Source organism: Pseudomonas sp. MB-090624 (assembly GCF_003205245.1).
GTDB classification, from domain to species: Bacteria; Pseudomonadota; Gammaproteobacteria; order Pseudomonadales; family Pseudomonadaceae; genus Aquipseudomonas; species Aquipseudomonas juntendi.
The window spans coordinates 61,698-81,145 of the sequence record NZ_QJRK01000015.1 but is presented as its reverse complement, the minus strand read 5'-3'; the positions used below and the strand labels follow the sequence as shown (position 1 = coordinate 81,145).

General features: G+C 63.7%; 18 protein-coding genes and 1 riboswitch. Of the genes, 10 read left to right on the top strand and 8 right to left on the bottom strand.

Annotated features, from left to right (window positions below; genetic code table 11):
* Positions 1-83: 83 nt before the first annotated feature.
* A complete protein-coding gene (locus DMX12_RS10800) occupies positions 84-476 on the top strand; it encodes a DUF1090 domain-containing protein (protein WP_009681384.1) in 393 nt (130 codons plus the stop codon).
* A 97-nt stretch (positions 477-573) separates the two neighbouring features.
* Here DMX12_RS10800 and DMX12_RS10795 read toward each other — a convergent pair whose 3' ends face one another.
* On the bottom strand, positions 574-1,032 hold the full coding sequence (locus tag DMX12_RS10795; RefSeq protein ID WP_054912856.1) for a cytochrome c: 459 nt from the start codon (positions 1,030-1,032) through the stop codon (positions 574-576).
* 119 nt (positions 1,033-1,151) lie between these two features.
* Here DMX12_RS10795 and DMX12_RS10790 point away from each other — a divergent pair, with 119 nt between their 5' ends.
* Complete coding sequence (locus DMX12_RS10790; protein ID WP_110677474.1) at positions 1,152-2,303, top strand: murein transglycosylase A; 1,152 nt, start codon at positions 1,152-1,154, stop codon at positions 2,301-2,303.
* A gap of 57 nt (positions 2,304-2,360) precedes the next feature.
* Here the strand turns inward: DMX12_RS10790 and DMX12_RS10785 are convergent, their stop codons facing one another.
* Both DMX12_RS10785 and DMX12_RS10780 read right to left on the bottom strand, forming a co-directional pair.
* A complete protein-coding gene (locus DMX12_RS10785; protein WP_009681388.1) occupies positions 2,361-2,747 on the bottom strand; it encodes an MAPEG family protein in 387 nt (128 codons plus the stop codon).
* Between the two features lie 28 nt (positions 2,748-2,775).
* Positions 2,776-3,609 (bottom strand): EamA family transporter, encoded by an 834-nt coding sequence (locus tag DMX12_RS10780; protein ID WP_009681389.1) that lies wholly within the window; start codon positions 3,607-3,609, stop codon positions 2,776-2,778.
* Positions 3,610-3,808: 199 nt separating this feature from the next.
* On the opposite strand from DMX12_RS10780, the gene DMX12_RS10775 reads away from it, so the two are divergent.
* Complete coding sequence (locus tag DMX12_RS10775) at positions 3,809-5,044, top strand: sodium:proton antiporter (RefSeq protein ID WP_029886258.1); 1,236 nt, start codon at positions 3,809-3,811, stop codon at positions 5,042-5,044.
* A gap of 508 nt (positions 5,045-5,552) precedes the next feature.
* Here DMX12_RS10775 and DMX12_RS10770 read toward each other — a convergent pair.
* Positions 5,553-5,954 carry an acyl-CoA thioesterase gene (locus tag DMX12_RS10770; RefSeq protein WP_009682837.1) on the bottom strand — a complete coding sequence of 134 codons (402 nt, stop codon included), beginning with the start codon at positions 5,952-5,954 and terminating at the stop codon, positions 5,553-5,555.
* Between the two features lie 178 nt (positions 5,955-6,132).
* A riboswitch (S-adenosyl-L-homocysteine riboswitch) is annotated at positions 6,133-6,229 on the top strand.
* A gap of 20 nt (positions 6,230-6,249) precedes the next feature.
* Here DMX12_RS10770 and ahcY point away from each other — a divergent pair.
* From ahcY to DMX12_RS10745, 5 genes are all read left to right on the top strand, one after another.
* Entirely contained in the window at positions 6,250-7,659 is a 1,410-nt protein-coding gene (gene ahcY / locus DMX12_RS10765) for an adenosylhomocysteinase (protein WP_110677472.1), read from the top strand.
* Between the two features lie 229 nt (positions 7,660-7,888).
* Positions 7,889-8,734 (top strand): methylenetetrahydrofolate reductase [NAD(P)H], encoded by an 846-nt coding sequence (metF, locus tag DMX12_RS10760; protein ID WP_110677500.1) that lies wholly within the window; start codon positions 7,889-7,891, stop codon positions 8,732-8,734.
* A 93-nt stretch (positions 8,735-8,827) separates the two neighbouring features.
* Positions 8,828-9,904, top strand: coding sequence for a hypothetical protein (locus DMX12_RS10755; RefSeq protein ID WP_110677471.1), 1,077 nt, complete (start codon positions 8,828-8,830; stop codon positions 9,902-9,904).
* Positions 9,905-9,960: 56 nt separating this feature from the next.
* On the top strand, positions 9,961-10,749 hold the full coding sequence (locus tag DMX12_RS10750) for an ABC transporter substrate-binding protein (RefSeq protein WP_110677469.1): 789 nt from the start codon (positions 9,961-9,963) through the stop codon (positions 10,747-10,749).
* A gap of 219 nt (positions 10,750-10,968) precedes the next feature.
* A complete protein-coding gene (locus DMX12_RS10745; RefSeq protein WP_110677467.1) occupies positions 10,969-12,861 on the top strand; it encodes a DEAD/DEAH box helicase in 1,893 nt (630 codons plus the stop codon).
* 238 nt (positions 12,862-13,099) lie between these two features.
* On the opposite strand, the gene DMX12_RS10740 is transcribed toward DMX12_RS10745, so the two are convergent.
* From DMX12_RS10740 to DMX12_RS10730, 3 genes are all read right to left on the bottom strand, one after another.
* Complete coding sequence (locus tag DMX12_RS10740; RefSeq protein ID WP_009682831.1) at positions 13,100-13,678, bottom strand: YceI family protein; 579 nt, start codon at positions 13,676-13,678, stop codon at positions 13,100-13,102.
* Positions 13,679-13,710: 32 nt separating this feature from the next.
* Positions 13,711-14,262, bottom strand: coding sequence for a cytochrome b (locus DMX12_RS10735; RefSeq protein WP_009682830.1), 552 nt, complete (start codon positions 14,260-14,262; stop codon positions 13,711-13,713).
* Positions 14,263-14,516: 254 nt separating this feature from the next.
* On the bottom strand, positions 14,517-16,382 hold the full coding sequence (locus DMX12_RS10730) for a flavin monoamine oxidase family protein (RefSeq protein ID WP_110677465.1): 1,866 nt from the start codon (positions 16,380-16,382) through the stop codon (positions 14,517-14,519).
* A gap of 225 nt (positions 16,383-16,607) precedes the next feature.
* On the opposite strand from DMX12_RS10730, the gene DMX12_RS10725 reads away from it, so the two are divergent.
* Positions 16,608-18,014 carry an adenosylmethionine--8-amino-7-oxononanoate transaminase gene (locus tag DMX12_RS10725; RefSeq protein ID WP_029887358.1) on the top strand — a complete coding sequence of 469 codons (1,407 nt, stop codon included), beginning with the start codon at positions 16,608-16,610 and terminating at the stop codon, positions 18,012-18,014.
* Positions 18,015-18,084: 70 nt separating this feature from the next.
* Positions 18,085-18,804, top strand: coding sequence for a 16S rRNA (uracil(1498)-N(3))-methyltransferase (locus DMX12_RS10720; protein WP_110677463.1), 720 nt, complete (start codon positions 18,085-18,087; stop codon positions 18,802-18,804).
* On the opposite strand, the gene DMX12_RS10715 is transcribed toward DMX12_RS10720, so the two are convergent.
* The gene (locus tag DMX12_RS10715) at positions 18,805-19,422 is read right to left on the bottom strand and encodes a hemolysin III family protein (RefSeq protein WP_054913905.1); all 618 of its coding nucleotides are present in this window, start codon (positions 19,420-19,422) and stop codon (positions 18,805-18,807) included.
* Positions 19,423-19,448 lie beyond the last annotated feature (26 nt).

Below are 19,448 nucleotides of genomic sequence, written 5' to 3'. Positions count from 1 at the left end.
CGGCAAGGGTTTCTAAAAGGACAAAACCAAGGCAGGATTTCACCCTAATTTTTTGCTGCCCCGCCCCGTCCAGGAGGCTTTTCATGAAACGTATTTCCACCCTTTTCCTGCTCGCGACCATTGCGGCGGCCGCAGGCACCGCCCAGGCTGCCCAGCCGGATGCCGGCCTGACTGGCTGCGCCGCCAAGCGCAGCGCCATCGAGAACCAGCTGAAGATTGCCCGTGACCACGGCAACAGCGACCAGGTCGCAGGCCTGGAAGCAGCGCTGCGCGGGGTCGACAACTGCACCGACGCCAGCCTGCGCAAGGAACGCGAGCAAAAGGTGCTCGACGCCCGTCATGAAGTGGCGCAGCGCGAAAAAGACCTGAAGAAGGCCGAGAAAAAGGGCGACGCCGAGAAGATCAACAAGCGCAAGGACAAACTCGCCGAGTCGCGCAAAGAGCTGCAGGAAGCAGTAGACGATCTCGACCGCTGAGGTATCTGACTTGCAAGTGCGGTCTTTGTGGGAGCGGCCTTGTGTCGCGCCCACAGAAGCATGTGCAAGCCTCAGGTTTGTGCAAACAGCACAGCCATCAATGATTGCGGAACTCGCTATGGCAGGCCTTGCAGGCCGCCTCGACCTTGTCCATCGGCGCTTTCAGTTGCGCAGGGTCCAGCGGCTGCGTGCGGGTCACATCGACCAGTTCGCCGGTCACGCCTTCCAGCTGCCGGGCCAGCTCATGGAAGCGCGCCTGGCGCTCCCACACTGCGGCACGGGCACTGCTGTCACCGCCATCGCGTACCTGCGGGAAGTGCTGCCACGGCTGGTGCGAGAGGTTGTCCAGTTGCAGCGCACCGCCGGCAAACTTCACCCCGTCGAACGGCAACCGGCCACGCAGCATGCCGCCCAGGTCTTCGCTGGTCTTGAGCATGTCCTTGAAGATGACCTTGCGCTTGCCCAGCGGCGAGTTGGGGTCAACCCGCTCGCAACCACTCAAGGCTGCACCCAGGGCCACTGCTGCCAGCACTACAACGGTCAATCGCTTCAACATGACGCTCACTTCGGCCTGCGAAAAGGGGCGGCCAGTATCGCTGCCCCGCAGCCAAACACCAATAGCCACATAAAAAACAGGGGCGAATCTTCATGTTCACCCACCACAGGAATGCACACATGAAATCTGCCCTGCGCCACCTGGCCTGGACATTCCCGGTACTGGCCCTGCTGGCTGGCTGCAATGGCGGCGAGAGCGCCAAGCCCGAGCCGCATGCGGTAGCCACCTACGCCCCCGCCACCTGGAAAGACCTGCCCGCAGTCAGTGACGAAGACTTGCTGGCCGGGTTCTACGCCTGGCGCAGCGGTTGCGAAAAACTCAAGCGCGACCCGGTCTGGGCCGCGACCTGCGAAGCGGCGGGTAGCGCCCAGGCCAGTGCCGCGCAGGTGCGCACCTTCCTGGAGCAGAACCTGGAGGTCTACGGCCTGCGCTCGGCCGAGAACAACGCCAACGGCCTGATCACCGGCTACTACGAACCGGTCTACCCCGGCAGCCTGAGCCCATCGAAAACCAACCATGTGGCGGTTTACGGCGTGCCCGAGGACATGATTGTCGTCGACCTGGCCAGCGTGTACCCCGAACTCAAGGGCAAGCGCTTGCGTGGCCGCCTCGAGGGTCGGGTGCTCAAGCCTTACGACACCGCCGAGGTGATCAACCGTGACGGCGTGAAAGCCCCCGTGCTGGCCTGGCTGAGCGACCCGATGGACCTGCAGTTCCTGCAGATCCAGGGCTCAGGCCGAATCCAGCTGGAAGATGGCCGCCAGCTGCGCCTGGGCTATGCCGATCAGAACGGCCACCCCTACCGGCCGATCGGTCGCTGGCTGGTCGAGCAGGGCCAGTTGAAAAAGGACGAGGTGAGCATGGGCGCCATCCATGCCTGGGCCCAGGCGAACCCCCAGCGCGTCGCGGAGTTGCTTGCCAGCAACCCAAGCTACGTGTTCTTCAGCACCCGCCCGGACAGCAACGAGGGCCCGCGCGGTTCGCTGAACGTACCGCTGACCCCAGGCTACAGCGTGGCCATCGACCGCAAGGTGATCCCTCTGGGTAGCCTGTTGTGGTTGTCCACCACGCGCCCCGACGGCTCGCCGGTGGTGCGCCCGGTTGGCGCCCAGGACACGGGCGGCGCCATTGCTGGCGAAGTGCGTGCCGACCTGTTCTGGGGTACCGGGCCCGAGGCCGGCGAGTTGGCGGGGAACATGAAGCAACAAGGGCAGATCTGGATGCTCTGGCCCAAGGGCCAGCCGCTGCCAGAGGTGCCCAAGGTTCCTTGACGTTGCGCGGGCCCTGCGAGGGCGGCTTCAGCCGCGCCACAGGGCCCACGCAGGCCTTCAGATGGAAACCACGAAGAACGCCACGATGATCGCCAGCCCGGCCAGCCATACCAGCGAGCGCAAGGCAGCCCAGTCGGCCAGGTAGCAAATGATGTAGAGCAGCCGGCTGGTGATGTACATCACCCCCAGAACATCCTGGGTCACCTGCTCGGCATTGCCGACAATGTCTGCCACCAGCACGGCTGCGGCGAACGCCGGAAATGCCTCGTAGCTGTTCTGCTGCGCAGCATGCGCGCGGCGTGGCAGCCCGGACAGCGTATCGAGGAAGGCACGCGGGTCATGGTTGTCCCGCATGCCAAAGCGGCCACTGCTGACCTTGGCGATCAAGGCACACAGCGGCGGCAGGAACAGCGCGATCAGGATGCACCACAAAGCGACGGTCATAGGCAGGACTCCTTGTTCAGTCTTCAGGTCAGAGCTTCATTACCAGCATGCCGGCCAGCACCAGCCCGCAAGCTAGGAGTCTTGGGCCGCCAAAAGGTTCTTTGAGGTAGCGCATACCCAGTAATACCACCAGCACCACGCTCAATTCCCGCAATGCCGCAGCCTCGGCCACAGAGCCCAGGTGCATGGCCCACAGCACCAGCGCGTAGCTGAACAGCACACAGAACCCTACCGCCAGCCCCAGGCGCCACTGGCTGCGCCAGAACGCTACGAAGGGCGCACGCCGCGCCACACTGGCCAGTAGCGGGAATGGCCAGGCACTGAGCAGGGTCAGCCACACCAGGTAATCCCACGGCTTGCCCCACAGGCGCACGGCCTGCCCGTCGAACCAGGTGTAGCAACCGATGCACAGGCCGATCAGGGCCACCACCGGTAGCATCGCCCAGGGCAGCCGGTCACCGCCGCCGCCCTGCCACAGCAGGCAGGCCATGCCGCACGGAATCAGCAGGATCCCGATGATCTGCTGCTGGCTCAGCGACTCCCCGGCAAACGCCAGGGTCAAGCCCAGCACCACCAGCGGCGACAACCCGCGCATCAGAGGGTAGACCAGGCCCAGGTCACCCACCCGGTAGGCCTGGATCAGCAGATAGCGGTACAGCTGCTCGGCCAGCGCCGAAGCCAGCAGCCACGGCCAGATACTGGCCGGTGGCAGTTGCACGAACGGCAGCGCCAGCACGGCGAAGGCCAAGGCCACGGTGTCCATGCTGGCAATGACCAGCAGCCGCTCGCCGCTGAATTTGATCAGGGTGTTCCAGGTCGCGTGCAGCAGCGCGGCGACCAGCACCAAGGATGTTGCCAGCACGTCTTGTTTTCCTTATGGCTTTCGTGGCTGTGAATATAGAGCGTTAGCGGGCCATTGTGCGGCCAATCGCCGGCCCCAGAATGGGAACGTTCGCAACGAATTCGGTCAAAGGCTGTGTCCCGAACCCCTCGCCAGGTCATCAAAGAACTGCCCGAGCCATTCGGGTTACGACTTGGAAGCCACTGTTACAGGATTCGGGATGCTTGAATTAGTTGCCGCGTTTATCTGCCTGACCACCCTCCTCACCTATGTGAACTACCGTTTCATCGGCCTGCCGCCCGCCATCGGCGTGATGGTCACGGCGCTGCTGTTTTCCCTGATGCTGCAAGGCCTGAGCCTGATCGGCTTCCCTGGCCTGGAAGAGCGCGTCGAAGGCCTGATGAACCAGATCGATTTCAATGACCTGCTGATGCACTGGATGCTGGCATTTCTGCTGTTTGCCGGCGCCCTGCACGTCAACCTCACCGACCTGCGCAGCTACCGCTGGCCAATCGGGCTACTGGCGACCGTGGGCGTGCTGATTGCCACCGTGGTCATCGGCTACCTGTCGCATTGGGTCTTTGCCATGTTCGGCTGGCAGGTTCCGCTGATCTACTGCCTGCTGTTCGGTGCACTGATTTCACCGACCGATCCGATTGCCGTGCTCGGCGCGCTGCGTACGGCCAATGCGCCAAAACCCTTGAAGACCACCATCGTCGGCGAGTCGTTGTTCAACGACGGTACCGCCGTGGTGGTGTTCACCGTGTTGCTGGGCATCATCCAGCTGGGCGAAACCCCAAGCATCAGCGACACGGCGGTGCTGTTCGCCCGCGAGGCCATTGGCGGTGTGCTCTTCGGCGGCCTGATCGGCTACGCCACCTACCGCATGATCAAGAGCGTGGAGCAGTACCAGGTCGAGGTCATGCTGACCCTGGCACTGGTGATCGGAGGCTCGGCGATGTGCTACGAGCTGCACGTGTCGGCGCCGATCGCCATGGTGGTGGCGGGCCTGATCATCGGCAACCTGGGGCGCAACCTGGCCATGAACGACATGACCCGCCGCTACATGGACGGTTTCTGGGAGCTGATCGATGACATGCTCAATGCGCTGCTGTTCGCCCTGATCGGCCTGGAGCTGTTGCTGCTGCCGTTCAACTGGATGCACCTGGCCGCTGGCGGCGTGCTGGCGCTGGCGGTGCTGCTTTCGCGGTTGCTGACCGTGGCCCCGGCCATCGTGCTGTTGCGGCGCTGGCGGCCGGTGCCCAAAGGCACGGTGCGGGTACTGACCTGGGGGGGCTTGCGTGGCGGGGTCTCGGTGGCCCTGGCGCTGTCGCTGCCCTTGGGCGATGAGCGCGACCTGCTGCTGTCGATTACCTACATCGTGGTGCTGTCGTCGATCCTGGTGCAGGGCTTGAGCATCGGCCGGGTGGTGCGCAAGGTCAGCGCCCAGCCTTGAGAATGCCGGGGCCGCTCTGCGGCCCATCGCCGGCAAGCCAGCTCCCACAGGGATCGCCTTAGGGCTGACTGGTGTTTGCCACAAGGTATGGCAGCGCCTGTTAGAGCGAGCGCCGCCCGCGCGGTGCATCGCGAGCTGCGCTCGCTCCTACGTTTGTTTCGGGCCAATTATTCCTCTGGGATTCGCGCGCGAACGCCTTGGTGCATGCCTCAATATCGCGCCGTACAAACAAGGCGGCCGCGCGCGCCTGTCACAGGCGTTACTGGCCCGAAACAAACGTAGGAGCGAGCGCAGCTCGCGATTGCGCCGCGCGGGCGGCGCTCGATCTCACAGGCGCTGAAGATGCTCCGGCTACCCTTGCCAGGAACCATAGAATCTCCCACAGGGATCGCGTCAGGGTTGCCAGGTGCTCGCCGCTGCATATCTTGTGACAAACACCTGTCAGCCCTGTTGCGATCCCTGTGGGAGCTGGCTTGCCGGCGATGGGCTGCAGCGCAGCCCCATACGATCACTCGACGGCAGAATCCGGGAACTGGTCCTGCACATACTTGATCGCGGTTCGCCCATGGGCCGCCGGCAAGCCGTCTTCACCCAGGTTGACGAAGACCATCTTGTCGACGGTCAGGATGCTCTTGCGGGTGATCTTGTTGCGTACCTCGCATTTGAGGGTGATCGAGGTGCGGCCGAACTCCGTCGCGGTGATGCCCAGCTCGATGATGTCGCCCTGGCGCGAGGCACTGACGAAATTGATTTCCGACATGTACTTGGTCACCACGCGCTGGTTGCCCAGCTGTACGATGGCGTAGATCGCCGCCTCTTCGTCGATCCAGCGCAACAGGCTGCCACCGAACAGGGTGCCATTGGGGTTGAGGTCTTCGGGTTTAACCCACTTGCGGGTGTGAAAGTTCATCAGTACTCCTGACCTGCTTGGCTAACGTGCGCCCATGATGGCAGAGCAGCTGCGATCGCTCCATTGCACATCGACTATCGTCGCGATTAATCGACAGAAAACCTTGGGCAACCCGGCAGGCACAGCTATAATCTGCGCCGCTTCACATGGTTGCCCACAGCGGTGCCATGCCCGCCACCTGTCCGAGGGGCGCTGCAGCAGGCTAGGCCTGTCAGGCTCGGATGGGGCGTTGCTCGCTCTCGCGGGCGCTTAACGCACAACGGCGCCCATTCGCACACTACGAATGGAGGCTCTCATGAGCGCTGCAAACATGCCTACTGGTTTTACCGATTTCAAAGTCGCCGACATCTCCCTGGCCGCCTGGGGCCGTCGCGAAACCATCATCGCCGAATCGGAAATGCCTGCGCTGATGGGCCTGCGTCGCAAGTACCTGGCCGAGCAACCGCTCAAGGGCGCGAAGATCCTGGGCTGCATCCACATGACCATCCAGACCGCCGTGCTGATCGAAACTCTGGTAGCCCTGGGTGCCGAAGTGCGCTGGTCGTCCTGCAACATCTTCTCCACCCAGGACCAGGCCGCCGCCTCCATCGCCGCTGCCGGTATCCCGGTGTTCGCCTGGAAAGGTGAAACCGAAGAAGAGTACGAGTGGTGCCTGGAGCAGACCATCCTCAAGGATGGCCAGCCATGGGACGCCAACATGATCCTCGACGACGGTGGCGACCTGACCGAACTGCTGCACAAGAAGTACCCGCAGGTACTGGACCGCGTGCACGGCGTGACCGAAGAAACCACCACTGGCGTGCACCGCCTGCTGGACATGCTGGCCAAGGGCGAGCTGAAAGTCCCGGCAATCAACGTCAACGACTCGGTCACCAAGAGCAAGAACGACAACAAGTATGGCTGCCGTCACAGCCTGAACGACGCCATCAAGCGTGGTACCGACCACCTGCTGTCGGGCAAGCAGGCGCTGGTGATCGGCTACGGCGACGTGGGCAAGGGTTCGGCGCAGTCGCTGCGCCAGGAAGGCATGATCGTCAAGGTCACCGAAGTCGACCCGATCTGCGCCATGCAGGCCTGCATGGACGGCTTCGAGGTGGTATCGCCGTTCATCGACGGTATCAACGACGGCAGCGAAGCCAGCATCGATAAAGCCCTGCTGGGCAAGATCGACCTGATCGTGACCACCACCGGCAACGTCAATGTCTGCGATGCCAACATGCTCAAGGCCCTGAAGAAGCGTGCCGTGGTGTGCAACATCGGCCACTTCGACAACGAGATCGACACGGCCTTCATGCGCAAGAACTGGGCCTGGGAAGAGGTCAAGCCGCAGGTGCACAAGATCCACCGCACCGGTGCCGGCAGCTTCGACCCGCAGAACGACGACTACCTGATCCTGCTGGCCGAAGGCCGCCTGGTAAACCTGGGCAACGCCACCGGCCACCCAAGCCGCATCATGGACGGTTCGTTCGCCAACCAGGTCCTGGCCCAGATCTTCCTGTTCGAGCAGAAGTTCGCCGACCTGTCGGCCGAGAAGAAGGCCGAGCGCCTGACCGTGGAAGTGCTGCCGAAAAAGCTCGACGAAGAAGTGGCCCTGGAAATGGTCCGCGGCTTCGGCGGCGTGGTCACCCAGCTGACCAAACAGCAAGCCGACTACATCGGCGTGACCGTCGAAGGCCCGTTCAAGCCGCACGCTTACCGCTACTAAGCGGCAGGGTTGGAGCTGCTAGCAGCGAGTTGCAAGTTGCAAGTTGCAAGTTGCAAGTTGCAAGTTGCAAGCAGAAGCAGACCGTGTTGCTGCTGCTTGTAGCTCCAGCCTTTTAAAACCTTGAACGATGACCAGCCAGACCGGCCATCACCGATCTGGCTTTTACTTGCAGCTTGAAGCTTGCAGCTTGCAGCTTGCCGCTTGCCGCTTGCTGCCAGAGGAACGCCTGATGTCACAAGAACGCCGCTACAGTTTCGAGTTCTTCCCGACCAAGACCGATGCCGGTCATGAAAAGCTGATGGGTGTAGCCCGCCAGCTGGCTGCCTGCAACCCGGACTTCTTCTCCTGCACCTACGGTGCCGGTGGTTCGACCCGCGACCGTACTCTGAACACCGTGCTGCAGCTGGAAAGCGAAGTACAGGTACCGGCCGCCCCGCACCTGTCGTGCGTGGGCGACACCAAGGCTGAACTGCGCGCCCTGCTGGCCGAGTACAAGGCCGCCGGCATCAAGCGCATCGTGGCCTTGCGCGGCGACCTGCCGTCGGGCATGGGCATGGCCTCCGGCGAACTGCGCTACGCCAGCGACCTGGTCGAGTTCATCCGCGCGGAAACCGCCGATCACTTCCACCTGGAAGTGGCTGCCTACCCCGAAATGCACCCACAGGCGCGCAACTTCGAGGCCGACCTGGGCAACTTCGTGCACAAGGTCAAGGCCGGTGCTGACAGCGCCATCACCCAGTACTTCTTCAACGCCGACAGCTACTTCTACTTTGTCGAGCGCGCGCAGAAGCTGGGCGTGGATATCCCGGTGGTGCCGGGCATCATGCCAATCACCAACTACAGCAAACTGGCACGCTTCTCCGATGCCTGTGGCGCCGAGATTCCGCGCTGGATCCGCAAGCAGCTGGAAGCCTACGGTGATGACACCACAAGCATCCAGGCCTTCGGCGAAGAAGTCATCACCCGCATGTGCGAACAACTGCTGCAAGGCGGCGCACCGGGCCTGCACTTCTACACCCTGAACCAGGCCGAGGCGAGCCTGGCGCTGTGGAACAACCTCAAGCTCCCGCGCTGAAACTTTTTGGCAATGTCTGCTTAAGAAATGATTAAGGCTTTGGTCATAGACTAAGGCCTTGTTCTTTTTTGGGTTACACAGGTCTTGCCTGCCATGCAGCATCCCCAGCCATCTCGCCCACAGCTCGTCTACCTGGCTTTTGGCCCCGCGACCTATCATCAGGAAGCCTGTTTCAGCATCATCAGCGCCCTTGCCCAGCTCGGCGGCACCGCCAGCAGCGTCATGGACATCCAGGTCTACACCGACAACCCGCAACCCTATGCCGGGCTACCGGTCACCACTCATGTACTGGACGAGGCCACGCGCCAAGCCTGGAACGCCCCGCACGGCTACCACTTTCGCAGCAAGCATGTGCTGTTGCGCCAGGTACTGCGCCAGCACCCGCTGGCCGTGCTGATCGACACCGATACCTTTTTCCGCAAGTCACCACTGCAACTGTTCGACCGGGTCGCGCCCGGCAAGCTGCTGTGCAACACCATCGGCCCGCACTATGGGGCGAACCCGAAGTGCCTGCTGTATAAAAACCTGCTGGGCCCTCTGCAGTCCCGCGGCCTGGCCGACTGCCAGATGCCCCTGGTCAACTCCGGGGTGATCGGCCTCACTGCCGCCGACGCGGGCACCCTGGACCGCTCCATCGACCTGATGGACACGCTCTACCCGCTGGCCCGCGAGGCCTACACCCTGGAAGAATTCTGCCTGGCAGTCGTGGCCCACGGTCACCTGCAGCTGGCGGCATGCTCCGACGTCATTCACCATTACTGGAGCCGCAAGGCGCAGTTCCGCGCCAAGATCCAGGCCTGGCTGGCCAAACATGGGCAACATCCACTCAGCCCGGCAGCGCTGGCCGACGTCGCCCTGGTCAACGACCAGCTGCCCCGGCCACCGGCCTTGCACCGCCTGGGCTACAAGGCATTGAGCCTGACCCTTCCGCCCCAGGAACGTCAGTTTGCCCGTGAGTTGCTGTACGGCTGCTACCCCTACGCCAACGAGTTCGACCGCGCCTGCGCGTCGGCCTGGTGGGACAAGGCCCTGGAAAACCTCAATGCCCGCCACGGCCCCACCGACCCCGAGCGCCTGCGCCAGTGCTTGCGCCACCCCGGGCTGCGCTTGTCGCTGGGGGAACGACGCAAGGACATCGAGCATCACCTGCTCAGGTCTTCCCACGCTTGAATGGCCCGGTGCCCTGCCCTCTGGCCTTGCACCGGCCGAGCGCGTAATCTCCCGGCATGCCCCACATCGCCCGGCTGTTCTGGATCCTGCTGCTCGTTTGCCTGAGCCCGATGGCCCTGGGCGAACGCTTGCGCCTGGTCTCTGACGACTGGGCGCCCTACGTGTACCAGCAGGACGGCCATCCACGCGGCATCGACTACGAAGTGACCAACCTGGTGTTCGCCCGCCTCGGGGTCGAGGTGGAATGGCAGTTCCTGCCGTGGAAGCGTTGCCTGGCAATGGTCGAACAAGGCCTGGCCGACGGTATTGTCGATATCTTCCAGACCGAGTCGCGTCAGCCCTACCTGGTCTACGCGCCAGAGCCCATGTCGGAGGTCGAGTTCATCCTGTTCCAGGCCAGTGTGCGCCGCCACGTGGTCAACCAGCTGGAAGACCTGGCCGGGCTTACCGTCGGCACCTCGCCCGGCTACACCTATGGCGCAGCTTTCAGCGGGGCCACCTACTTCAAGCGCGAAGCCGCGCCCACCCACGAAGCCAATTTCGGCAAGCTGATGCTGGGCCGTGTCGACCTGGCGATCACCGACCGCAAGGCTGGCCATTACCTGGCGCAGCAGCTGGGCCTGCAACGGCAGGTCGAGGCGCTGCCACTGGTGGTCAGGCGCCAGCACCAGTACCTGGCCCTGGTGCGCAAGCCGGGCCGCGAGGCACTGGCCGAGGCGTTTGCCGAAGAACTGCGGCGTTTCAAGCAGGAAGCGGCCTATACGGCGATCAGCAACCGCTACACAGGCGACACCAAAAACATTCTCAACGCCGTTGAGCAGCAGGAAAGCAGCACAGCGCGATAGCTCTGTTATACTCGGGCCTTCCCGCCCGGCTCACGCCCGGACGCTCGGCCTCGCAACAGGCATCCCGATCGGCACTGGCGCACCTTCGCGTCCACCCTCCGTTTCCCGGATGTGCAGTGAAAGCCCAGCTGGACCGGACGCGATCGCATCCCGACGATGCCCGTCGCGCCAGGCAGAACATCCCATACGGGCCCAGCCCAAACGAGAACAGGATCGCCCATGTCCTTTGCTTCCCTCGGTCTCTCCGAGGCTCTTGTCCGCGCTATCGAAGCTGCGGGCTATACCCAGCCGACCCCCGTGCAACAGCGGGCCATTCCCGCCGTGTTGCAAGGCCGCGACCTGATGGTTGCCGCCCAGACTGGTACTGGTAAGACCGGCGGCTTTGCCCTGCCGATTCTCGAGCGCCTGTTCCCGGCCGGCCACCCCGACAAGTCGCAGCGCCATGGCCCGCGCCAACCCCGCGTGCTGGTACTGACCCCGACCCGCGAACTGGCCGCCCAGGTGCATGACAGCTTCAAGGTGTATGCCCGCGACTTGCCCCTGGTCAGCGCCTGCATCTTCGGCGGCGTAGGCATGAACCCTCAGATCCAGGCCATCGCCAAGGGTGTCGACGTACTGGTCGCCTGCCCTGGCCGCCTGCTCGACCTGGCCGGCCAAGGCAAGGTCGATCTGGCCCACGTTGAAATCCTCGTCCTGGACGAAGCCGACCGCATGCTCGACATGGGCTTTATCCACGACGTGAAGAAGGTACTTGCCCGCTTGCCGGCCAAGCGCCAGAACCTGCTGTTCTCGGCCACCTTCTCCAAAGACATCACCGACCTCGCCGACAAGCTCCTGCACAACCCGGAGCGCATCGAAGTCACCCCGCCGAACACCACCGTGGAGCGTATCGAGCAACGCGTGTATCGCCTGCCGGCCAGCCACAAGCGTGCCCTGCTGGCGCACCTGATCACCCTCGGTGCCTGGGAACAGGTGCTGGTGTTCACCCGGACCAAGCACGGTGCCAACCGCCTGGCCGAGTACCTGGAAAAGCACGGCCTGACCGCCGCCGCCATCCATGGCAACAAGAGCCAGAACGCTCGTACCAAGGCGCTGGCCGACTTCAAGGCCAACAGCGTCCGGGTACTGGTCGCTACCGACATCGCCGCCCGCGGCCTGGACATCGACCAACTGCCACACGTGGTCAACTTCGAGCTGCCGAACGTCGAGGAAGACTACGTGCACCGTATCGGCCGTACTGGCCGCGCCGGCCGTTCGGGCGAGGCCATTTCCTTGGTCGCCCCGGATGAAGAAAAACTGCTCAAGAGCATCGAGCGCGTCACTCGCCAGCGCATTCCCGATGGCGACCTGATGGGCTTCGACGCCAGCCAGGTAGAGGCCGAAAAGCCCGAAGTACGCGAGCGCCCGCAGAACAACGGCCGCGGTGGCCGTAACCAGCAGGCCCGCGGCGAAGGTGGCAAAGACGCCAATGGCGGCCGCAAGGACAAGGGCAAGGACAAAGGCAAGGCCAAGCAGCAAACAGCTGAAAAGCCCGCCGACAAGGAAAAGAGCGGCGACAGGCAACAGCAGCCGCGCAAGCCGCGTGACAAGAAGCCGCGCCAGCAGCAACAAGCCAGCAGCAGCCCCAGCGTGCCGAAGGTTCCGGCCGATCGTGACCCGGAAGAGTTCCTGGACGACGAGATCGACAACTTCGGTAACCGCGCTGACTACGTCAGCCCCTACCAAGGCAAGAACCAGGGCCGCAATCGTCGCCCGGGTGGCGGTCAGGGCCAGGGCCAAGGCAATGGTCAGCGCAGCAACACTGGTGGTCAGGGCCAGGCCCGTAGCGGCGGCCAGCAGCGCAGCGGCGGTGGCAGCGGCGAAAAACGCCCGCCGCGCGCCAACAACGGAGGCGGTGCCCGTCGTGATGGCGGCGCTGGCCGTGGTCGCCCGGCCCGTGACGATGCTGCCCGGCAGGAGCCAGCCGTGCGCAACCCGCGCCAGGCGGAAAAACAGCCGGTGATCATCCGCAAGGAATCCAAGCTCGACCGTTTCCCTACGCCTGAGCAGCTGGATGACTTGCCAAGCCGCCCCCGCGGTGAGCGCCCAGCGCTGCTGACCCGCAAGGGCTAAGCCCAGGTAGCAAAAAAAGACGCCGCCCGATGGGCTAATGCCAGTCAGTTAAGTAATGTGGGGCCGCTTTGCGACCCTTCGCGGGCACGCCCGCTCCCACAGGGATAGCGCATTTCTTGAATTTAGCGCAAAACGTGTGGGAGCGGGCGTGCCCGCGAAGGGCTGCAAAGCAGCCCCAGTAACACTTAACTGACAGCCATTACCCGATGGGCGGCGTTTTTCAGGGGCAACGCAATACTTACTTCTGCTTCACGCCTTCGACACTGATATCCAGGTCCAGAGTTTGCGAAGCCGGGCCCGGGCCCTTGATGCCGAAGTCGTTCAGGTTCAGCGTGGTGGTCGCGTTGAAGCCTGCACGCTCCCCGCCCCATGGGTCTTTGCCTTCACCGTTGAAGGTTGCCTTGAAGGTGACCGGCTTGGTCACGCCGTGCATGGTCAGGTCGCCAGTCACGTCAGCGGTCTTGTCGCCAGTCGACTTCACGCTGGTGGAGACGAACTTGGCGTCCGGGTATTTTTTCACGTCCAGGAAGTCAGCGCTGGCAATGTGCTTGTCACGCTCGGCGTGGTTCGACCACAGGCTGGCGGTTTTCAGGTCGACGCTGATCTTGCTGGCTTCAGGCTTGGCGCTGTCCCAAGTGAAGTTGCCGTCGAAGTCCTTGAAAGTACCGTGGATGAAGCTGTAGCCCAGGTGGCTGATTTTCCAGTCAACGAACGCGTGCTGGCCTTCCTTGTCGATCTTGTACTCGGCAGCCATTGCCTGGCCAGCAGAGAGCAGAGCGGTACCCAGCGCCAGAGCGGCAAAAGTCTTTTTCAACATCCTGTTCCTTCCTATGCAATTGAGGTTGAGGGTCAAGCTTTGCGGCCCAGCATGCGGGTCAGGGTCGCGTCACGGTCGATGAAATGGTGCTTGAGTGCAGCCAGGCCATGCAGCACGGCAAAAATCACCAAGCCCCAGGCCAGCCACAGGTGGATTACCCCTGCCACGTCTGCCTGGTCCGGCAGGTCACTGATCAACGCCGGCACTTCGAACAGGCCGAATACCGGAATGCCAACGCCGTCGGCAGTGGAAATCAGGTAGCCGGCGCCCATCACGGCAAACAACCCGAGATACAGCGCCAGATGGCCCAGTTTGGCCGCCAGGCGGGTGAAGCTGCCATGGTTGGCCGGTGCCGGCGGTGGCGGGCTGATGAAACGCCAGAGTACACGCAGCAGCATTACCGCCAGCAGCACCAGGCCGATGCTCTTGTGCAGGTCCGGGCCGGCTTTGCGCCACGGGCTGTAGTAGTCGAGGCCGACCATCCACAGGCCCAGGCCGAACAGGCCGAAGACTGCCAGTGCCACGCCCCAGTGCAGGACGATGCTGACCACGCCGTAGCGGGAAGGTGAATTGCGCAGTTGCATGTTGACGTGTTTCCCCGTGAAAGCTGTGCACAGACTAACGCGTAACGTATCGAATAAAAGCGGAAAAAATTGCTTCGGATTATCGATAAATCCGATAGAAATTCTGAACGCTTCCCATTAAGGAAACATTAACGCCAACGGCTGTGAATGGGGTAGCCAGGGCCGGCCTCTACCAGGGCGCCCGCTCCCGCCAAGGACCACTGTGTCCGTTGCAGGAGCGGGGCTACCCCCCTAGAGACCGGCACTGCGACCGATCAACCCGCCTTGGCCTGCGGGTTGGCGACAGGTTTCTTGGCCGGCTCCGACTTGGCGTTGGCCTTTTTGCTCTCGGCAGGCTTGGTCGCTGGCTTGTGCGCTGGCGCATGCTTGGCAGGGGCGGCCTTGGCCGCAGCAGGCTTGGCTGGCGCCGCCTTCACTGCCGGTGCCGGTGCCGGTGCTGGTGCTGCCTGGGGCGCTGGCGCAGGGGCAACGACCGGCGCCGCTTCGTCAGCCTTGGCTACCGGCTGGGCCTTGGCCTCTGGCGCGTCAGCGCCACCGAGCAGGCGCTTGAAGAAGCCTGGCTTGTCTTGCTTGGCCTCATCGCCTGCCTTGGACTCAGCCTTGGCAGGTGCCTGCTCAGCCTTGCCCGCTTTGTCGGACGAGCCACCGAACAGGTTGGAGAAGAACCCGCCCTTGCTCGCGGCAGCTGCCCCGGCACCGGCGGCGGCTGCCGCGACCGGCGCGGCCTTGACCGGGTCGAACGACTTGCCGGCCAGCAGGTCCTGGGCCTGGCTGGCGGCACGTTGGCCGCTGCGCAGGGCGCCTTCCAGGGTGCCCGGGTACAAGGCATCGGTGTGCTCACCGGCAAAGGTGATGCGCTGCACCGGGCGCTCCCACAGGCGCCAGAACTTGCTGATCTGACCCGGCCCGTAGGCCAGGTAGGCACCGCCGGTACCGGCATCGACGCTATACCGCTTCACCTCGTAACCGGTGAACGCACCGCGTGCCTGCGGGTAGAAGGCATGCAGACGGATCAACACCTGGTCGACCATCTGCTTGTCGCCGAAAGCCTGCAGCAGGCGGGCGTTGTCGCCGGACAGGTTGATCACCACGTTCGCCCCGCCCTTCAGCGCCGGCTCGATCCACAGCATGCCCAGACCGGCGTTGCTGAACACCTCGCCCGACATGCGCGCGCGGCTTTCCCAGACCGGCTTCTTGAACTTGAGCATCAGCTGGTCACGCCAGCCATAGTTGGTGCCCTTGAGCGCCGCCAGGTGCTGGCTGTCCAGCCCCGGGGTGATCTGGATCTTGGCCAGGGCGCGCAATGGCACGGCCATGACCAGGTAATCGGCCTGGTAACCGACACTGCCGACCTTGACGGTGACGCTGTCCTTGTCCTGAACGATGGCGGTGACCGGCGAGCTGGTCTTGATGGTCTTCAGCTGCTTGACGAAGGCCTGGGCCAGCACCGGGCTGCCGCCAGGCAGGCGCGCGGCCCGCAGGTCACGGTCACTGACGTTGCGGTAAACACGGTTCTGCTGGGCGAAGTACAGCAGCGACAGGCGCGACGGTTCGTCGTAACGGGTGCGGATTTGCTGGTTGATCAGTTGCCGGGCGGTGGCCGGCAGTTGCAGCTTGTCCAGCCAGCTGGCGACGTTGATCTGGTCAAGGGCAAACAGCGTGCTGGTGGCCTGCGGATTGAGCGGGTCGTCGATAGAGCGGGCCAGGTCATCGAGGGTTTTCTCGTAACGCTTGAGTGCCTCGGCGGTGGCCGGCTGCTTGGTGGCCAGGTCGGTTGCGCTGAAGTACTCACCGTCGATCAGGTAACCCGGGGTGCGCACGAACTCTGGCGCCGGCAGGGTCGTGAGCTTGAAGCGCTCGAGGTACTCATTGAGCACAGGTTGCGCCTTGGCGTTGCCGATCCACTCGCTGGTGGCCAGGCCAGAGCGCCCGCCCATGCTGGCCTTGGCCTCCAGCAGGGTGACCTGCCAGCCTTTGTTCTGCAGCTCATAGGCTGCCGTAAGGCCCGCCAGGCCACCGCCGACGACGATCGCCGTGGGTGTCTTGTCCTTCGCCAGCGCAGCGCCGCTGGACACACCAATCAATACCAACGCGCACAGGCGCACCCAAGCAGCAGCCATGTCGGCGAACTCCGAGTCAGAGGTTACAGGAACGAGGAGGGGCAGAAATGCCCCGAGCGAGATGCGTTAAGAATACGTCAGCCGTGCCGGCCCTGCCAGCGCAGTGATATCAAGTGCCCTTGGCAACTGACAATTTTACCTGCTGCCGCCCGGCGGTTGTCCAACCCTGCGGCATTGCTTAGGCTTACGCGGTCGAACCACGCCGCAAAGCCAGGAGAAGTGCCGATGGGCCTCAATGATCAGTGGATGCAACGTGACCTCAAGGTCCTGTGGCACCCCTGCACCCAGATGAAAGACCATGAGCAGCTGCCGCTGATCCCGATCAGGCGCGGTGAAGGCGTATGGCTCGAAGACTTCGAAGGCAAGCGCTACCTGGACGCGGTGAGCAGCTGGTGGGTCAATGTGTTCGGCCACGCCAACCCGCGCATCAACCAGCGCATCAAGGACCAGGTCGACCAGCTGGAACACGTGATCCTGGCCGGCTTCAGCCATCAGCCGGTGATCGAGCTGTCCGAGCGCCTGGTGGCCATGACCCCGGCCGGGCTTGACCGGGTGTTCTACGCCGACAACGGCTCATCGTGCATCGAAGTCGCGTTGAAGATGAGCTTCCACTACTGGCAGAACGTCGGCAAGCCAGGCAAGAAACGCTTCGTCACCCTGACCAACAGCTACCACGGCGAAACCATCGCCGCGATGTCGGTCGGCGATGTGCCGCTGTTCACCGAGACGTACCAGGCGCTGCTGCTCGATACCCTCAAGGTGCCGAGCCCGGACTGCTACCTGCGCCCCGAGGGCATGGGCTGGGAAGAGCATTCGCGCAACATGTTCGCCAGTATGGAACAGACCCTGGCCGAGCACCACGAAACCATTTCGGCAGTGATCGTCGAGCCGCTGATCCAGGGCGCCGGCGGCATGCGCATGTACCACCCGGTGTACCTCAAGCTGTTGCGCGAGGCCTGCGACCGCTACGACGTGCACCTGATTCACGACGAAATCGCGGTGGGCTTTGGCCGTACCGGCACGATGTTCGCCTGCGAGCAGGCCGGCATCCGCCCAGACTTCCTGTGCCTGTCCAAGGCCCTTACCGGGGGCTACCTGCCACTGGCGGCCTGCCTGACCACCGACAAGGTGTACCAGGCCTTCTATGACGATTACCCGACCCTGCGGGCGTTCCTGCACTCGCACAGCTACACCGGCAACCCGCTGGCCTGCGCAGCGGCGCTGGCGACCCTGGACATCTTTGCCGAGGACAACGTGATCGAGGCCAACAAGGCCCTGGCCGCACGCATGGCCAGCGCCACCGCCCACCTGGCCGACCACGCCCACGTGGCCGAGATCCGCCAGACCGGCATGGCGCTGGCCATCGAGATGGTCCAGGACAAAGCGGGCAAGGTCGCCTACCCCTGGCAACAGCGCCGGGGCCTGAAGGTGTTCGAACACGCCTTGAGCCGCGGCGCTCTGTTGCGCCCGTTGGGCAGCGTGGTGTACTTCCTGCCGCCGTACGTGATCACCCCCGAGCAGATCGACTTCCTTGCCGAGGTCGCCAGCGAAGGCATCGACCTTGCCACCCGCGAGCGCATCAGCGTGGCGGTGCCGGCCAACTTCCACCCCGACTTCCGCGACCCGGGCTGATCGTGCAGCCCTTTCGCGACACAAGGCCGCTCCGACCCAGGGCGCGTTTCCCTTTGCCAACGAGCACTACATGAGACTGTCCCGCTTTTTCATCGATGCCCCCCTGAGCCTTGGCGAGCATGACCTGCCCGAGGCCCAGGCCCACTATATTGGCCGCGTCTTGCGCATGGCCCCCGGCGACGCCGTGCAGCTGTTTGATGGCAGCGGCCAGGAATACCGTGGCCATTTGCTTGAAGTGGGCAAGAAAACCGTACGCGTCAGCCTCGACCAGGCGTTTGCCGGCCAGGCCGATTCGCCTTTGCACATCCACCTTGGCCAAGGCCTGTCCCGCGGCGAGCGGATGGACTGGGCGATCCAGAAAGCCACCGAACTGGGCGCCAACGCCATCACGCCTATCGTCAGCGAGCGCTGCGAAGTGCGCCTCAAAGACGAACGCGCCGACAAGCGCCTGGCGCACTGGCGCCAAGTGGCAATCAGCGCCTGCGAGCAATGCGGCCGCTCCACCTTGCCGGCCATCAACCCACCCACCACCCTGGCCGAATGGCTGAGCAGCACCCAGGCTGAGCTGAAGCTGGTGCTGCACCCGGTGGCCGAGCCGCTCACGAGCCATGCCAGGCCCGCCACCCTGGCCTTCTTGATCGGCCCTGAAGGCGGCCTTGGCGACGCTGAAGTCGAACAGGCGCAAAGCGCAGGCTTCCAGGCCGCACGCCTCGGCCCGCGCGTGCTGCGCACCGAAACCGCACCGGTAGTGGCGCTGTCGGTAGCGCAGCAGTTGTGGGGCGACTTTTAACTAGCGCACGTAGAACGACACCGCCACGAAGTGCAAAAGGCTGCCGGCGATCACGAACAGGTGCCAGATACCGTGCGCGTGGCGCAGGCGGCTGTCGAGGGCGAAGAAGATGATGCCCACGGTATAGAACACTCCGCCGGCGGCGAGCCAGGCAAAGCCGGCGGTACCCAATGCCTGCAGCAAGGGATTGACCGCCACCAGTACGATCCAGCCCATCACCGCGTAGATGATGATCGACAGGATCCGCGCTTCGGAGCGGGGCTTGATTTCCTGCAACATGCCGATCACTGCCAGCCCCCAGACCACGCCGAACAGGCTCCAGCCCCACGGGCCATGCAGGCTGACCAGGCAAAAAGGTGTATAGCTGCCGGCAATCAGCAGGTAGATCGACAAGTGATCGAGCTTGCGCATGATCACCTTCGCCCGGCCGCGCGTGCTGTGGTAGAGGGTGGAGATGCTGTACAGCAACAGCAAGGTGCTGCCGTAGATGGAGAAACTGACGATCTTCCACGGGTCACCTTGCATACCCGCAACCACGATCAGCCAGATGGCACCGATGCTAGCCAGGATGGCACCGACCAGGTGCGTCCAGGCATTGAAGCGTTCACCGTAATACATGCAAACACAGACCTCTCTAGGAGCGG

What these genes read in the sequence shown, in the direction of transcription:
- DMX12_RS10800 (WP_009681384.1), top strand. Translation starts at nt 84, where the DNA reads ATGAAACGTATTTCCACCCTTTTCCTGCTCGCGACCATTGCGGCGGCC.
- DMX12_RS10795 (WP_054912856.1), bottom strand. Translation starts at nt 1,032, where the DNA reads ATGTTGAAGCGATTGACCGTTGTAGTGCTGGCAGCAGTGGCCCTGGGT.
- DMX12_RS10790 (WP_110677474.1), top strand. Translation starts at nt 1,152, where the DNA reads ATGAAATCTGCCCTGCGCCACCTGGCCTGGACATTCCCGGTACTGGCC.
- DMX12_RS10785 (WP_009681388.1), bottom strand. Translation starts at nt 2,747, where the DNA reads ATGACCGTCGCTTTGTGGTGCATCCTGATCGCGCTGTTCCTGCCGCCG.
- DMX12_RS10775 (WP_029886258.1), top strand. Translation starts at nt 3,809, where the DNA reads ATGCTTGAATTAGTTGCCGCGTTTATCTGCCTGACCACCCTCCTCACC.
- DMX12_RS10770 (WP_009682837.1), bottom strand. Translation starts at nt 5,954, where the DNA reads ATGAACTTTCACACCCGCAAGTGGGTTAAACCCGAAGACCTCAACCCC.
- ahcY (WP_110677472.1), top strand. Translation starts at nt 6,250, where the DNA reads ATGAGCGCTGCAAACATGCCTACTGGTTTTACCGATTTCAAAGTCGCC.
- metF (WP_110677500.1), top strand. Translation starts at nt 7,889, where the DNA reads ATGTCACAAGAACGCCGCTACAGTTTCGAGTTCTTCCCGACCAAGACC.
- DMX12_RS10755 (WP_110677471.1), top strand. Translation starts at nt 8,828, where the DNA reads ATGCAGCATCCCCAGCCATCTCGCCCACAGCTCGTCTACCTGGCTTTT.
- DMX12_RS10750 (WP_110677469.1), top strand. Translation starts at nt 9,961, where the DNA reads ATGCCCCACATCGCCCGGCTGTTCTGGATCCTGCTGCTCGTTTGCCTG.
- DMX12_RS10745 (WP_110677467.1), top strand. Translation starts at nt 10,969, where the DNA reads ATGTCCTTTGCTTCCCTCGGTCTCTCCGAGGCTCTTGTCCGCGCTATC.
- DMX12_RS10740 (WP_009682831.1), bottom strand. Translation starts at nt 13,678, where the DNA reads ATGTTGAAAAAGACTTTTGCCGCTCTGGCGCTGGGTACCGCTCTGCTC.
- DMX12_RS10735 (WP_009682830.1), bottom strand. Translation starts at nt 14,262, where the DNA reads ATGCAACTGCGCAATTCACCTTCCCGCTACGGCGTGGTCAGCATCGTC.
- DMX12_RS10730 (WP_110677465.1), bottom strand. Translation starts at nt 16,382, where the DNA reads ATGGCTGCTGCTTGGGTGCGCCTGTGCGCGTTGGTATTGATTGGTGTG.
- DMX12_RS10725 (WP_029887358.1), top strand. Translation starts at nt 16,608, where the DNA reads ATGGGCCTCAATGATCAGTGGATGCAACGTGACCTCAAGGTCCTGTGG.
- DMX12_RS10720 (WP_110677463.1), top strand. Translation starts at nt 18,085, where the DNA reads ATGAGACTGTCCCGCTTTTTCATCGATGCCCCCCTGAGCCTTGGCGAG.
- DMX12_RS10715 (WP_054913905.1), bottom strand. Translation starts at nt 19,422, where the DNA reads ATGTATTACGGTGAACGCTTCAATGCCTGGACGCACCTGGTCGGTGCC.